Genomic DNA, 14,352 nt, shown 5'->3' with positions numbered 1-14,352 from the left:
CTTTTGCGCCTCCAGTTCCTTCTTCTTTTTAAGGAAAATACAGAATTTTCAATTTTATCAACATAAGAAAAAACGCAAAGAATTAAAAATTCTTCACGCTTTTCTTTAACGAAACTATATCGAAAGCATAACTCACATTAGTCTCCACTTTGTTGTTCTATCGTTTTTGAAACATCATATAATCCCGACAGCACTTCCGCTCTCATTTTTACAAGCTCAGGGAACTGATAGAAGAAAGCAATTTTCTTATATTTTAACTCTGTTCCTTCTTTCACCTTTTTTGAATCTTGTAAAATGAACGCTGTAAATGTATCTGCAATATCTTCCGTTACATTTGTTGTTCCATATAGCGATACAAAATCATCATGCTTTTCTTTATAAAATTCAATTTGTGCCTCTTCACTTTCTTCTACTTTCTTTTCTGTCCACTCTTGCTCAATTGGTTTCCAAAATTCATTATAAAATTGGTTAATATACGAAGTTTTTCTCGCACATCCATTTTTCAAGAACACCGTTTTACATTTATTTCGATATGATGAAATGTCTTTCTCTTCATCAAACGCCTCTAAATATTTCCTATCCACTGGTACTTGTTTATGCCCAATCGTTAATACGTGAGCCGTTTCATGAATTAATGTTTTCATCACTTCATCTATATTCACCCCAGAATCAAGCACATCTAAACTAAGCACCCAATCTCTCGGGTCATCCATACTTGGCATGACATGGGCAACAACGCCGTCATAACCATCCGTTATTAAATCCAATCCTGTTATATTCTCACGATATTTCACTGGAATGAGAGTGCGATACATGTCCCATAACGTTTCATGATACTCTCTATCTTGCCGCTGGCTTAACAAATCATCTTTTGCTACTTCGTCATCTGCAAAAACTTTATTCAATCTCTTACGATCCAATTTCTCAAAATAAGGATCTACAATTTCATCATCATCGATATAATACGAAGCTAAAAAGAAGTAATTGTTATCCTCTTCTTTTTTCTGTTCCGCCTCTTTCATATTCATACTTTCATACTCTTCTATGTCATAATCCTCTACTTTTTCAAGTTCTGAAAGTCCCTCTATCTTTTTATATACTTTTTGTAATGTTTTATCTCCTATTTGCGTGCACTCTTCTTCTGTTTTACAAATTTCTTTTTCTTTTGTAACCTCGATAGCACTATCGCATCCTGCAACTAAACCGCTTGCTATAATACAACACACTAACTTGCCATACAGTTTCTTCATACAATCCCCCATTATTCCATTCTACAAAATATCATAATCATTTTTTTACGAATATGCGATAATTAATTATAAAAACTGCAAGGAGGCTTCTCATGATTCGTGCAATCTTATTCGACTTAGATGGAACACTATTAGATCGGCGCCAATCTTTAGAACAATTTATTTGTGAGCAATATAATCGCTTCGCCTCACATTTGAAGAGCATAGAGAAATCAGAGTATTGTTCTCGATTTCTTGAACTCGATAATAATGGCTATACGTGGAAGGATAAAGTATATGCTACTCTCCTTTCCGAATACAACATTACTACTTTAACGCAAGAGCAACTACTACACGACTATATTACAAACTTCCAACATCATTGTATTCCTTTCAAAAACACGCATGAACTACTTCAACAGTTAAAACAGCGAAACATTAAAATTGGTATTATCACAAATGGTTTTACTGAATTTCAGATGAGCAACCTTCGAGCACTACATATACATACGTATACAAACACCATTCTCGTTTCAGAAGCTGAAGGAATAAAAAAACCTCACCCTGAAATTTTCGAACGTGCTTTGCAAAGACTAGATGTTAAGGCAGAAGAATGTCTTTATGTTGGAGATCATCCAGAAAACGATGTGCTTGGTTCTGAACAAGTAGGGATTCTTGGTGTTTGGAAAAAAGATTCGTTTTGGGGGAATTTTAAGCATTCACGTATCGTAGATGATTTGTTGGAGGTGCTTTCGTTTTTAGAGGTGGAGATAAAAACACAATAACAGTAATTAAATTATATCAATGATTTTCACAATAGATCGATTTACCGAAAAAAAATAAAAATAATAAGAGGAGGCGTTGTTCAAAAAAGCCTCCTCTTATTATTCATACACTGTAAACTGTGGTTTACTCGGATGATCTTTTACTAGCGCATCATCTGGAAACTTTGAAACTTTTTGATATAAGGCTATGTCGCCGATACACCCTGCTGTTAGTAGAATTCCTAAAAATGAGAGTGGCTCCAGATTCATAGCTAATCCCAATACAATTGGCAAAATTCCAGTTGGTAAAAACGGAAGCATTAACACTTTCTTCATTTGCTTTACTGTAACCGCCTGTTTAGAATGAGCATATGCAACACCTAATTTCCAATTAACGCCCCATTTTAGTTCACTCCACGGAACACCTCCGATATAGCGAAAGCCAATTAAATGTATCGCTTCATGAATACAAACGAGAACAATCATTGCGATAATAAAAAGAAACATCGTTAATAATGTAACTTCAACTTGAACCCCACCTGAAAGAAATATATGCAAATAACCAATTCCAAACGACAAAGCAATTATTATAAAAAATAAAGAAAAGTTTAATTTAACCATCGACACAGTAACAGTCGTTTCTTTTCTTTTATCCATCTTCCCCCTCCTAAAATGTAAATATATCTTTACAAAATTGTATAATATAACCAAAATAATATAAAGATATATTTACATTTATTCTTACATACAAAAAAAGAAACCGGCTACTTTACTTCGTAAAACAGCCGATTTCTTCTATATGTTTCATCGTACGCGCTAATACGTCATCGCGCATTATAAAGCTAAATTTTCTATTCGTTTTAATGTTGTCAGGAATGTCTTTTAATAAAACAGACCCTTTCGTTTCTTCGTAATGCGTATGTTCTTCTACCGCACTAATTGTTGCAAAATAAATGTTTTTAATGATTATTTTGTCTTTTCCAGATACTTTGTATTGTCCTAAGTAAGTTAAATCAGAAACTATGCCGCCGGTTTCTTCATGAACCTCTCGAACTGCCGCTTCTTCCGGTGTTTCCCCTAGTTCTACTTTACCACCTGGAAATTCAAGACCGCGACGTAAATGATGCGTTAATAACCATTGATCCCCGTACCGGCATACAACCCAAACATGCTTTGGCTCAGGAGAAAATGGATAACGTTCAAACGATAATTGTACAGTGTTGTGGTAATAATCTTTAAATTTGTACATGCCATTACTCCCCTATTGATGGTTACAAGTTTTTCCTACCACAAATTGTAGCATATTCTCGCTTTTCTGCATAATATTATCCAATTACAATCCATTGATTATTCCCATTTGCGCGACTAATTCTTTCGTCTCATGATTTCCTAAATCGTAAATCATTTTATATGCTTTTTGTAGTTGTTCATCATATCGGTCATTATTTGAATCGTGATGATACTCAACAAATGGAACGTGGGAGCGTACAAATGAACCTAAATCTTCTACATATGCTTGATCGAAGTGCTCTCTTAATTCCGTAATTTCCTCATCATTTGCGGAAATCTCAAAATTATACGTATCCGCCGTCTTCACTTGTGAAATTTGACCGTTTCCTATTGATATATAATATGTTTTTTTCGTCTCCATGTAACACCCTTCTTTCATCCTTTTAATTTCTATTGTTTTCATCAATTACAAAATTATGTAAAATAAAGAAAAGGAGGGATTTTATGTTCAAAATATTAATTATCGGTATTATCATCGTCCTAATCATCCTCGTACTCTCCATCATGACAATTAATAAAGGCTATGCTTATAAACATTCCGTCGATAAACTAGAAGACAATCCTTATACAAAAAAGAATAAGGAGAATTCCTAATATACTTCGCATCATAGTAGCACTCACTGTGATCGTTATGTCGGCAATTGGATCATATACAGGTCAAAATAATTTTTTACCTCTTTCACAATTTCTATTAGGGGCTTTAATGTTTCTCATCGCATTTGAACAAATAAAGAAAAAGGAATCAGCAACTGGACTTATTTGTATTATTGCCGGTGCTTTCATTTGGATTGTTCTCATTATTACCTACATAAAATAGAGGAGGTCTTTTATGCTAAAAGGGGGACGGATTACTTTATCACTTATTGCCTTATCTATAGCAATCTATGGATTTTTTACTGGTAATAGAGAAATAATGCCTTATATGTTCATCTTTTTAGGAGGTATGGCCCTCACCATAAGTGTAGAGGAAATATTAAAACAGCAAACAGGAGGTAGTGTGCTCGCTCTACTAGCAGGAGCCGCTGCTTTATTTATTGGTTTCACAGAAATATTCTAGTAAATGGTCTAAAGAGGGCTATACAATGCTAACTCTAACTATATTACGGATTTTTTTAGCATTTCTCATGCTTCTCTTACTCACTCTAAGCACTTATGTCCATTTTACCGATAATTTTTCACTTCTCCCATACGTACAATTTATTCTCAGTTGTTCCTTTATTCTTCTAGGAATTAATGAGTATCCCGTATTTTTTCGTTTCTAGTCTCATATTCTTCTTTTTAATATCAAACTACTTTCGCTACATGTAGAATAAAATTTCGATCAATTTAGCATTTATAATTATTTTCTCTCAGTAACTATTTCTTTCTACTTAAGGGGGATTCCATGTTAAAAAACATTCAAATTATAATCGCCACTATCGCTCTTTCTCTCGCCCTATTTAGCTTCTTTGCAAACTTCACTATTCTTTTACCTTACGTGTTTATCCTTTTAAGTATTATGTTTATCCTTTTTGGAATTGATGAAATGAAGAAACAGGAAAAAGCAAAAGCATTTGTTTATTTTCTCGGTTCTGCCTTTGTTTTATATGTTGGAGTATCTAATATATTTTCATAAAAAAGAAGAGTATGGTCGCTCTTAGCACAATAAAAAAACTGCCCTTTCACAGGCAGTTTTCCTTTTTATCCAAACACTTTCTCAAGTTCATCTTTATCTTGGCTTAACCAGAAGTTCATTAAGCGTTGTGCTCCTTCTAAATCGTGAAGCTTCGCTTGACCACATTGTGTTTCATTTGCAGCTGGAATTTCTGTAATTTGAACCGCATCTTTTAATGTTAGTTCTAATAAATCAATAATTTCTCGTACTGTCGGTGTTCCGCTTACTACAAGATAATATCCTGTTTGGCAGCCCATCGGTGAAATATCGATAATATCAAAGTGCGGATAACGATCAATATATTTACGTAAATTAAATGCTAATAAATGTTCTAACGTATGAATAACATCTGGTTTCATTGCTTGTTTATTCGGTTGGCAGAAACGAATATCAAATTTATTTACAATACCGTCACTACCTACATTGTGAACTCCGCAATGTCTTACATAAGGTGCCTTTACAATCGTATGATCTAATTCAAAGCTTTCTACTGATGGCATACAACATCTCTCCCGCTTTTAATTTAATTCCGTTATATCCAATATGATATAACGGAAATGCACATTAGTAAAGTATTATGTACAGTCGTGCTATAATACTTTAAGAATATGCTGAAAAGGAGACCGTTATGAAACAGATTTTTATTGGGATTATACGCTTTTATCAAAAATTCATTTCTCCGATGACACCACCAACATGCCGTTTTTATCCGACTTGTTCTCATTACGGATTAGAGGCGTTTCAAAAACATGGTGCATTCAAAGGCTTTTGGCTTACTTGTAAGCGTATATTAAAATGTCACCCTTTCCACCCGGGAGGATTTGATCCTGTCCCAGATAAAAAGGATGACAAAGTAAATTCTTAATTGTCGTAACCATTCACAACTAAATCTAATTTTCCTGTTTCAGGATCGATAACAAGACCGTGAACAGGTACTTCTTCTGGAAGTAACGGATGGTTGCGAAGTATCGATACGCTATGTTCTACACTTTCTTCTACACTAGAGAACCCTTGTAGGAATCTTTCTAAATCGATTCCAGAATAACGGAGTGTATCTAATTTCTCATTTGTTATACCGCGCTCTTTCATCTTCTCAATTGTACTGCTTGCCTGAATTTTTGCCATACCGCAATCGTGGTGACCAACTACACAAACTTCATCAGCACCAAGTTCATATACAGCAACTAAAATACTACGCATAATACTTCCGAATGGATGTGAGATAACAGCTCCTGCTACCTTAATAATTTTCACATCACCGTTACGCATATTCATTGCTTTTGGTAATAATTCAACAAGTCGTGTATCCATACAAGAAATAATTACCATTTTTTTATTCGGGAATTTTCCTGTTTCATACTCTTCGTATTTTTTCTCTTCAACAAATTTCTCATTGTACTGCAAAATCTCTTCTAATGACTTCATAGTAAAGGACCCTCTTTTCTCTCGTTTACACTACATAAATAGTGTACCAAAATATGAAAAACTCAAAAAGGATATCGCTTTATAGTAAAAATAAGATATTTTCAGATAATCGACATAATTCTTTCAAAATATACACACAGCTTTGTAACAAGTTTCACATACTTTAAACGTATTTTCACTATAAACTGATTGTAGATAATGTAAAAAAGGAGTGAATATTCATTATGTCCGACGTTCTGTTACTGAGTCGTTTTCAATTTGCAATTACTATTTTTTATCACTTTTTATTTGTACCTTTGACAATCGGACTTGTCATTTTAGTAGCATGTATGGAAACTCAATACGCCCGCACATTGAATCCAACATACCGCAAAATGGCAAATTTCTGGGGTAAATTATTTACAATTAACTTCGTAATGGGGATTATAACCGGGATTACGATGGAATTCCAATTTGGAACAAACTGGTCTGAGTACTCCAAATATATGGGAGACATTTTCGGATCACCTCTCGCAATCGAAGCACTTGTTGCCTTCTTCTTAGAATCTACTTTCATGGGAATATGGTTATTCGGTAAAGACAAAATTTCACCAAAGTTCCGTGCCTTCTGCATGTGGATGGTTGCACTTGGAACAAACATTTCTGCCCTTTGGATTATTACAGCTAACGGCTTTATGCAAAACCCTGTTGGCTACGTAGTACGTAACGGCCGCGCTGAATTAAATGATTTCTGGGCACTCGTTACGAATCCATATGCTTGGAATATGTTCTTCCATACTGTAATTGGTTGTTATATCGTTGGTGCTTTCTTCGTTATGGCAATTAGTGCCTATCATTTATTACGTAAAAATGAAGTGGAATTCTTCAAAAAATCATTCAAATTTGGTTTACTGTTAGGTTTATTCGCTGCAACTGTTACACCGTTTATGGGGCATCAGTCTGGTGTATCCGCAGCTAAATATCAACCAGCAAAAGGAGCTGCGATGGAAGCAGTTTGGGAAACTGGAAAAGGACAAGGATTCTCAATTGTTCAAATTCCTGATGTGAAAAACGAAAAGAACTTTGAATTTCTTACGATTCCAAAGCTAGGAAGTTTCTTCTATACAAATTCATTTGATGGAGAAATTGTTGGTTTGAAAGATATTCCAAAAGAAGATCGCCCAAACGTTAACCTCGTGTACTATAGCTTCCGCTTAATGGTTGCACTTGGTATGTTCTTTATGGCATTAACTTGGTATGGCTTCTATTTAAACCGAAAAGGAAAACTAGAAAACTCAAAACGTTATTTAAAAATTACAATATGGTCTGTCTTACTTCCTTATATCGCAATTAACGCAGGATGGATTGTCGCTGAAGTAGGTCGTCAACCATGGACAGTATATAAACTAATGCGTACAGCAGAATCTGTATCACCTATATCTGTCCCGCAAATTTGGTTCTCATTAATTAGTTTAATTTTATTCTACACTTTACTTTTAATCGCAGACGTATACTTAATGCTGAAGTTCGCGAAAAAAGGACCTGCCGCATTAGAAGAACCTGCTACTGAGGGAGGTGTGGCTCATGTCTCATGATATGCTTGCAATCATCTGGTTCGGTTTATGGGGCGTGATTTGGACAGTTTACTTCATTCTTGACGGGTATGCACTTGGTAACGGAATGATTTTTCCTTTCGTTACGAAAGACCGACAAGAACGAAATCAATTACAAGAAGCAATTGGCCCGTTCTGGGGCGGTAATGAAGTATGGTTAATTACAGCTGGTGGCGCAACATTTGCTGCCTTCCCAGTCACATATGCTAATATGTTTAGTTATTTATATACACCGTTATTCTTAGTATTACTTGCACTATTTGCTCGTGCCGCTGGACTGGAATTCATGCATAAAGATGATTCACCAATTTGGCAAAAAACTTGTAAATGGGCATTTGCAATTGGCAGTTTCCTAATCGCCTTCTTATTCGGTGTTACATTCGCTAACTTGTATTACGGACTACAAATCGGAAAAAATGGCTATGAAGGAAATTTACTTAGCTTACTAAACCATTACGGTATATTAGGTGGTCTTTTCTTCACTGCTATATTTGTCGTATCCGGTGCCCTTTGGGTCATGATTAAAACGACTGGTGAAGTATCTGATCGTGCTTATAAAATCGCAAGACCATTTTCAATGGCAGCTGCTATTATTTTAGCTATCTTCTATGTAGCAACTGCTAATCGGACAAACTTATTCCAAAACTTTACGGAATATCCGGTACTATTCATTCTTCCAGTACTTGCAATGCTAATGAGTGTACTCGCACTTATTATGGTGTACAAACATAAAATTGGCCTTGCATTCACATTCGTTTGCCTAACAATCGCAATGTTTATGACAACTGGCTTTGCAGGTATGTTCCCAAGAATGTTACCATCTCGTATTAACGATGCATACAGTACAACGTTATATAACGCAGCTGGTAGTCAATTAAACTTAAAAATTATGTTCTTCGTTGCAATGGTTATGGTACCAATCGTTATTGGATATCAGCTTTGGAGCTACAGTATTTTTAAAAATAAAATTCATAAAAACTCTGCTAAAGGGTATCACTAAGGTAAAAAAAGACACTTCGTTTGAAGTGTCTTTTTTTGTACGTATGATTTTCGATAAGATGTTATATTTCTAATCTAACAACTATACTACAGAAGAATCATTAACAGCTCACAGCTAGATTGTATCATAGGGCAACTTCATCATTTTATGCAATTTTACATACTGTACTATAAAGTAAACTGTATCCCCTGATCATTCGCATCATTATCCCATACATCAGCTGTACTAATCCCGCTAAACGTTTGTACTTTCATTCCCGTATTTGATGATCCCGATCCATTATAAGCTTTCGTCTTTTCAATCGGCTGTACGTTATATTTATCACCTACATTAATTGTTCCATTGCAGTTTTCAATAATAACACCTTCCACAACTGCCGGCATTTTGTCACCCACTTTCATTTCTTTATTTTTATTTTATGAAAATCGCCTAGAAAAATAGCATGTTTCAATAAGAAAAAGCACTCAAATTGAGTGCTTTTTCTTTAAGCATAAAGACAAGTTTGGAGACAGTTGACTTCTTCAAAATTTTATTAGGGGTAATATTTTGAAAAAGAAAGCCTTTCATATGTAGGTTAACACTACTGGAATATATAGTAAATTGATAATATTTATACGGAAGATTGCTAATGTTTAGTATAGATAGTTTACACTATGCTAACAGTGAAAACTATCTATACTAATAAAAAAAGGTGCCTTCAAAAAAGACACCTTTCAAAAACAGACACTATAAAACAGAATTATTTATTGTTATACGATTGTTAGATACAAAAAGTAGAGGGAAATGTTTGTATTAAATTCTGCTTTATAAAGTCTGTCTACAACTTATATTGTAATCCTCTTCATTTGAAAAAAAATATAATATGCACAATTGCATACAAAAAGAAAAAGCACTCTACTGAGTGCCTTTTCAACCATTTTACTTTTAATATATCGCTTTGAATATATTGTAACATACGTATCTATATATTTTATTGAGAAAATTCAAAATCATTTTTCCTTTCATTTTTACTTATAAAATCATGTAATATAAAAGGTATGTCAAATTCTTATACAAGTTGAGGTGTACTATATTTATGCTGTATTTTGGAATTATTCCTCTTATATTGTTTATTATTTTTCTTATCTCGTATTTAAAAGATCCGCGGAAAATAATAAACGGCTTTTTATTTAATGCCTTTATCTGTTCATTTCTATTATTTTGCGCTATAGCCTCATTTGAGTCTGGTAATAACGATTTACATTTTATCGTTATCATCCCCATGTTAGCACTACTTGTAATGATACCTTTTGCTATAGTCGCTTTAATGTTCGGACTTTTTCTTAATGCAAAAATTTTAATGCAACGTGAAGGAAGACGCTTCACAAACTCTTTAACTTTAATTGCTGCTTTAGGAATTTTATTCTTTATAATGCTTCCTATCATAAACCCAGCAAGTTTGGTCTCATCGCATTTAGAGCCTATTTTCGCAGCTATTTCTCTTATAAGCTTCTATTTCTTTATACACTTATCTAACTTCTTAAGCGCTTATTTTTTATACCAATTTAACAGACCAAGACGTAATCAAGATTTCATTATCGTTCTTGGTAGCGGCTTAATTAATGATAAAGTACCACCATTACTTGCAAGCCGCATTAATAAAGCGATTGACTTCTATTGGAAACAAGCAGCTGTAAATACACCACCGACAATTATTTTCTCTGGTGGTCAAGGTCCAGATGAAGGTCTTCCAGAAGCAGAGGCAATGCAAAATTATGCTGTTGAAAAAGGAATTCCTCTTGAACATACAGTCCAGGAAAATCGCTCTGTAAACACATATCAAAATATGTTGTTCTCTAAAGAAATTATGGATTCTTTAAAACCTGAAGGTAAATATAAAAGTATTTTTACAACAAATAATTTCCACCTTTTCCGCGCTGGTATATACGCTAGACAAGCTGGTCTTAATAGCCAAGGAATCGGGTCAAAAACTGCATTTTATTACTGGCCTAACGCAATGATTCGTGAATATGTTGCGATTGTCGTAATGGGACGTAAGCGTCATATGAAAATATGTGGAACTATTTTAGGTTTCGCTTTATTCATATCAGTACTTAGTTTTATATTTTCTTAATAGCATCCCATCCTTTGAAAGGATGGGATTTCTTATACTGATTTCAAAAATATTTTAAACATAATATGGTGATAATATTCCCTGCATACATCCATTAAAGGAGAATTTTTTCAAATTAAATGTTAAAATGGAATTTAGGTGTGAATGACGTAACAAATAAGAAACTAGTTTGAAACGAGGAAATTATATGGAGAAAATTATCAAAAACAAGCCCAATAAGCTAAAAATTGCTTCAAAAGCTTTGATGATTATTATTGGGGCATTTATCACAGCGTACGGATTAGAAGCGGTATTAATTCCAAATAACGTATCAGACGGTGGTGTGACTGGTTTAAGTATCGTTAGTTCAAGATTATTTGGATTACCATTAGGAGCTCTAATCGCAGTTATTAACATTCCTTTCGTTTGGTTAGGATATAAGCAAATCGGTAAAAGCTTTGCTATTTATTCCATTATCGGGATTGCTTCATTAGCAATAGGTACCGTTGTCATGCACGGAATACCAGCTATTATTGAAGGCGATACATTATTAGTTACAGTTGTTGGTGGTATTATCATCGGTTTTGGTATGGGACTAGCATTACGTAACGGTGGGGCATTAGATGGAATCGATATGCTTGCTGTATTGCTTTCTCGTAAGTTACCATTTGGAACGAGTGACCTTATTTTATTCTTAAACATGTTCGTATTTATTTTCGTATCAACGGTATTCGGCCTGCAAGGAGCTATCCTTTCGGCAATTGCTTACTTTATCGCTTCGAAAGTGATTCATATCGTTGAAGTTGGTTTAAGTGGTTCAAAAGCATTTAAAATTATTACAAAAGAGCCTGAATTAATGGTAGAAACAATTCGCGATCGTTTAGGCCGAAGTGCAACATATAACGAAGTATACGGTGGTTATTCAAGAGAGAAGTTTAAAGAAATTTCATGTGTAATTAACCGTTTAGAAGAAAGTAAAATGAAAGAACTTATTAATGAAATCGATCCACATGCCTTTATTACAGTTTATGACGTAGCAGAAGTAAAAGGCGGTAACTTTAAGAAACGTGATATTCATTAATCGTTATGAAAAAGAGGGTGTGCCAAAATTTTGGCACACCCTCTTTTTATTATTAAGTTGCTATCGTTGTCAGTTTTTTTCAGTAAGTAGATATATTTTCACTCGCCCCACCGACTCCCACGTTTAATCCACGCTACATACTTTTGAAAAGCCGTCACTTCATGTTGAAAACGCAGCGGGATATACAACAATAAAGTGCATGTACACAATATCCATAGAATACCTACTACAAAATGAAATTTCATTGTCGTGCTAATAAACAAGCTGAGGAATAATACAAGGAACATAATTACACTAAATCTTTTATACGTAGTCATACTATCCCCTCCTTATACTTCAATTGTACCAGTTATAAGGAATTAATTCCCACAAAAAGACCAAAAAGCAAATTCCACTTTTCGGTCTCTACACTATCTTCTCTTCGTAATTTTTCCTGAACCACCGACCCTCGTTTTCGGAGGAGATGTATTCCTTGGCGGCGTTTTAATAGATGATTTCGGCTTCACATCTGATCCGCTTGAACCGCCTGGATTTTTCGTAATTTTCCCTTTGCTTCCAGTAGAAGGCGGCGTACTACTTCCTTTTTTCGTAATACTTCCTGTATCTCCTACAGAAGATTTCGAATCTACATTATCGCCTCGCTTAATGATAGACCCTTTTCCTTCCTTCGTAATTGGAGGAGGGGTTTTCTTTTCTTCTTTCGTAGGCGGTCTCTCTGGAATAACTGGTTTATGATTTTGTCTGTCATTATATCCGCGGTAATCACCGTACGATGATTTTCGTGAACCGAATATATCATTTAATATACTTCCCATAATATACCCTTGCAAGAAGGATGGTTGGTAATTTTGACGGACAAATTCTTTATTACTTATTTCAATTAACGTATCAGATGGTTTCTCTTTATCCTTTTGCAGGTTATAAATCTTATCAGAATAAACGAGGAACATTTGATTTTCGTCTTCTTTAGATGCTTGCTTCGGTTCTCTTTCGTTAATGAGTTCCTTCGCTACTTCAGGAACTGACCGATTGGCGGCCCTATACACGTAAGATTCTTGTTTACCTTCCTTGGCAACGGATTCAAGTGGATAACGGTCTTGAATCGACTTTGTCTGCCCACCTTGACAACCTGATAAGGCATAACCAGCAACAACAAGTAATATAACGATAGCAAGTATAGGGATCACAAACGATTTAATCATGGTAAACAATCGGTTTGACATGATTACGCCCCCTTACGTTGCTCTTATAATTTGTACATCAGCAGGAATGATTGCTTCTCCCTCATACATCATTGTGCGACCATTTTGCCATTCAATACGCAATAATTTTCGATTATCTGATTGGAATTCCCATATATACTGTTCTTCTGAAGCTGAGAATGGAGTTTTTCCCATCACAACAACACGTCCATTATATTGTTCTTCCATATGGTACTCGGTATCATCCATTTCAATTGTCGTCGGAATTTCATCAATTGAATCTAAGCGACCATCAATTGGAGTATATAATTTGTAATACGTATTTTCTCGGTCTTCAATTTTTAAATAACGAATATCTTTCCCGTCTTGTAGTGTTAAAACAATTTCTTTACGAGAATGCATACTCGTTTTCCCAATTAATTCATACATAACTAATGAAACTTCAATCATATCGCCAGGAGCTAACGTTAAAAGACTCTTTTCCGGCTTCGGTGGCTCTGGGCTTTTCATTATATTTTTAATTCGTTTAAATAAACTCATGATCTACCCCTCCTTTTCTCTTTATAAACACGCACCTAAAATTAGTGCACCAACAATATGTAATGATCCGGCTAACATCGCATGTGCAACGCTACCTTCTTTCGTACCCTCTTCTAAATCAAGACCAGACATTTTCTTTAATACGAATTCGATAAACATTTCTACCACTAATAAAATAACGAAAGAAACTGCTGATGCAAGAAGTGCTTGCCATAAATCATTTGCTTTCGTTATTGATTGGGATAAAATGTACCCTTGTGCAAATAATTTCATAATAAAACGAGTTGTTACAGCTGTATTTCCATTTTTTATTTCTTTTAAGTCATTGTATTTTGTAAAAATTGAATCAACCCACATAATTGCAAATAAAAGTACTGCACTCGCTCCAGTCCATACAAGCATGGCAACTACATTCATCCATGTCATTGCAAAACCTCCTCTAAAAAGTAATAGAAAACCGACATGAATTTGTTTAGACATGTC

At 34.6% G+C, this 14,352-nt stretch carries 21 protein-coding genes; 10 read left to right on the top strand and 11 right to left on the bottom strand.

What is annotated here, in order from left to right:
• Positions 1-137: 137 nt before the first annotated feature.
• On the bottom strand, positions 138-1,250 hold the full coding sequence (locus MKY38_RS25815) for a hypothetical protein (RefSeq protein WP_000737820.1): 1,113 nt from the start codon (positions 1,248-1,250) through the stop codon (positions 138-140).
• Positions 1,251-1,342: 92 nt separating this feature from the next.
• On the opposite strand from MKY38_RS25815, the gene MKY38_RS25810 reads away from it, so the two are divergent.
• Positions 1,343-2,014 (top strand): HAD family hydrolase, encoded by a 672-nt coding sequence (locus MKY38_RS25810; protein ID WP_341050148.1) that lies wholly within the window; start codon positions 1,343-1,345, stop codon positions 2,012-2,014.
• Positions 2,015-2,113: 99 nt separating this feature from the next.
• On the opposite strand, the gene MKY38_RS25805 is transcribed toward MKY38_RS25810, so the two are convergent.
• The 3 genes from MKY38_RS25805 to MKY38_RS25795 form a co-directional block, all read right to left on the bottom strand.
• Positions 2,114-2,650, bottom strand: coding sequence for a DUF3267 domain-containing protein (locus tag MKY38_RS25805; protein ID WP_000361287.1), 537 nt, complete (start codon positions 2,648-2,650; stop codon positions 2,114-2,116).
• A 112-nt stretch (positions 2,651-2,762) separates the two neighbouring features.
• Entirely contained in the window at positions 2,763-3,242 is a 480-nt protein-coding gene (gene mutTA, locus MKY38_RS25800) for an antimutator 8-oxo-(dGTP/GTP)ase (RefSeq protein WP_000276385.1), read from the bottom strand.
• A gap of 84 nt (positions 3,243-3,326) precedes the next feature.
• On the bottom strand, positions 3,327-3,644 hold the full coding sequence (locus MKY38_RS25795) for a hypothetical protein (protein WP_000448409.1): 318 nt from the start codon (positions 3,642-3,644) through the stop codon (positions 3,327-3,329).
• A gap of 83 nt (positions 3,645-3,727) precedes the next feature.
• On the opposite strand from MKY38_RS25795, the gene ytzI reads away from it, so the two are divergent.
• The 4 genes from ytzI (at position 3,728) to MKY38_RS25775 (ending at position 4,898) form a co-directional block, all read left to right on the top strand.
• Positions 3,728-3,877, top strand: a complete 150-nt coding sequence (ytzI, locus tag MKY38_RS25790; RefSeq protein ID WP_000472791.1) for a YtzI protein — start codon at positions 3,728-3,730, stop codon at positions 3,875-3,877.
• Complete coding sequence (locus tag MKY38_RS25785; RefSeq protein ID WP_041184005.1) at positions 3,870-4,100, top strand: DUF3953 domain-containing protein; 231 nt, start codon at positions 3,870-3,872, stop codon at positions 4,098-4,100. Before ytzI ends, MKY38_RS25785 begins: the two co-directional genes overlap by 8 nt.
• 12 nt (positions 4,101-4,112) lie before the next feature.
• Positions 4,113-4,340, top strand: a complete 228-nt coding sequence (locus tag MKY38_RS25780; RefSeq protein ID WP_065222680.1) for a DUF3953 domain-containing protein — start codon at positions 4,113-4,115, stop codon at positions 4,338-4,340.
• Between the two features lie 327 nt (positions 4,341-4,667).
• On the top strand, positions 4,668-4,898 hold the full coding sequence (locus MKY38_RS25775; protein WP_114555923.1) for a YczI family protein: 231 nt from the start codon (positions 4,668-4,670) through the stop codon (positions 4,896-4,898).
• A 65-nt stretch (positions 4,899-4,963) separates the two neighbouring features.
• On the opposite strand, the gene luxS is transcribed toward MKY38_RS25775, so the two are convergent.
• Entirely contained in the window at positions 4,964-5,437 is a 474-nt protein-coding gene (gene luxS, locus MKY38_RS25770; protein ID WP_001141371.1) for an S-ribosylhomocysteine lyase LuxS, read from the bottom strand.
• A 128-nt stretch (positions 5,438-5,565) separates the two neighbouring features.
• On the opposite strand from luxS, the gene yidD reads away from it, so the two are divergent.
• The gene (yidD, locus tag MKY38_RS25765; protein WP_000809330.1) at positions 5,566-5,802 is read left to right on the top strand and encodes a membrane protein insertion efficiency factor YidD; all 237 of its coding nucleotides are present in this window, start codon (positions 5,566-5,568) and stop codon (positions 5,800-5,802) included.
• Here the strand turns inward: yidD and MKY38_RS25760 are convergent.
• The gene (locus MKY38_RS25760; RefSeq protein WP_000838169.1) at positions 5,799-6,362 is read right to left on the bottom strand and encodes a beta-class carbonic anhydrase; all 564 of its coding nucleotides are present in this window, start codon (positions 6,360-6,362) and stop codon (positions 5,799-5,801) included. The genes yidD and MKY38_RS25760 overlap by 4 nt on opposite strands.
• Before the next feature lie 224 nt (positions 6,363-6,586).
• Here MKY38_RS25760 and cydA point away from each other — a divergent pair, with 224 nt between their 5' ends.
• Positions 6,587-7,936, top strand: coding sequence for a cytochrome ubiquinol oxidase subunit I (gene cydA, locus MKY38_RS25755; protein ID WP_114555924.1), 1,350 nt, complete (start codon positions 6,587-6,589; stop codon positions 7,934-7,936).
• Entirely contained in the window at positions 7,926-8,954 is a 1,029-nt protein-coding gene (cydB, locus tag MKY38_RS25750) for a cytochrome d ubiquinol oxidase subunit II (protein WP_065222678.1), read from the top strand. Before cydA ends, cydB begins: the two co-directional genes overlap by 11 nt.
• Before the next feature lie 167 nt (positions 8,955-9,121).
• Here cydB and MKY38_RS25745 read toward each other — a convergent pair whose 3' ends face one another.
• Positions 9,122-9,355: a spore germination protein gene (locus tag MKY38_RS25745; RefSeq protein WP_002001299.1), complete on the bottom strand. Its 234-nt coding sequence runs from the start codon at positions 9,353-9,355 to the stop codon at positions 9,122-9,124.
• Between the two features lie 674 nt (positions 9,356-10,029).
• Here MKY38_RS25745 and MKY38_RS25740 point away from each other — a divergent pair.
• Together MKY38_RS25740 and MKY38_RS25735 are read left to right on the top strand one after the other, a co-directional pair.
• Positions 10,030-11,067: a YdcF family protein gene (locus MKY38_RS25740; protein WP_000965215.1), complete on the top strand. Its 1,038-nt coding sequence runs from the start codon at positions 10,030-10,032 to the stop codon at positions 11,065-11,067.
• A 187-nt stretch (positions 11,068-11,254) separates the two neighbouring features.
• The gene (locus MKY38_RS25735; RefSeq protein ID WP_000411240.1) at positions 11,255-12,127 is read left to right on the top strand and encodes a YitT family protein; all 873 of its coding nucleotides are present in this window, start codon (positions 11,255-11,257) and stop codon (positions 12,125-12,127) included.
• 98 nt (positions 12,128-12,225) lie between these two features.
• Here the strand turns inward: MKY38_RS25735 and MKY38_RS25730 are convergent, their stop codons facing one another.
• The 4 genes from MKY38_RS25730 to MKY38_RS25715 all read right to left on the bottom strand — a co-directional run bounded on the left by MKY38_RS25730 (position 12,226) and on the right by MKY38_RS25715 (position 14,295).
• A complete protein-coding gene (locus tag MKY38_RS25730; protein WP_016123492.1) occupies positions 12,226-12,444 on the bottom strand; it encodes a hypothetical protein in 219 nt (72 codons plus the stop codon).
• A 93-nt stretch (positions 12,445-12,537) separates the two neighbouring features.
• The gene (locus MKY38_RS25725; RefSeq protein WP_000071192.1) at positions 12,538-13,350 is read right to left on the bottom strand and encodes a DUF4247 domain-containing protein; all 813 of its coding nucleotides are present in this window, start codon (positions 13,348-13,350) and stop codon (positions 12,538-12,540) included.
• Positions 13,351-13,362: 12 nt separating this feature from the next.
• Positions 13,363-13,869, bottom strand: coding sequence for a DUF4178 domain-containing protein (locus MKY38_RS25720; protein WP_000051745.1), 507 nt, complete (start codon positions 13,867-13,869; stop codon positions 13,363-13,365).
• 21 nt (positions 13,870-13,890) lie between these two features.
• Positions 13,891-14,295, bottom strand: coding sequence for a DUF350 domain-containing protein (locus MKY38_RS25715; protein ID WP_000220087.1), 405 nt, complete (start codon positions 14,293-14,295; stop codon positions 13,891-13,893).
• Between the last annotated feature and the right edge of the window lie 57 nt (positions 14,296-14,352).

The sequence above is a fragment of the Bacillus sp. FSL R5-0585 genome, from assembly GCF_038004545.1.
Classification (GTDB): Bacteria; Bacillota; Bacilli; order Bacillales; family Bacillaceae_G; genus Bacillus_A; species Bacillus_A cereus.
The sequence above is the reverse complement of the archived record's forward strand: the minus strand, read 5'-3'. Positions and strand labels throughout refer to the sequence as shown.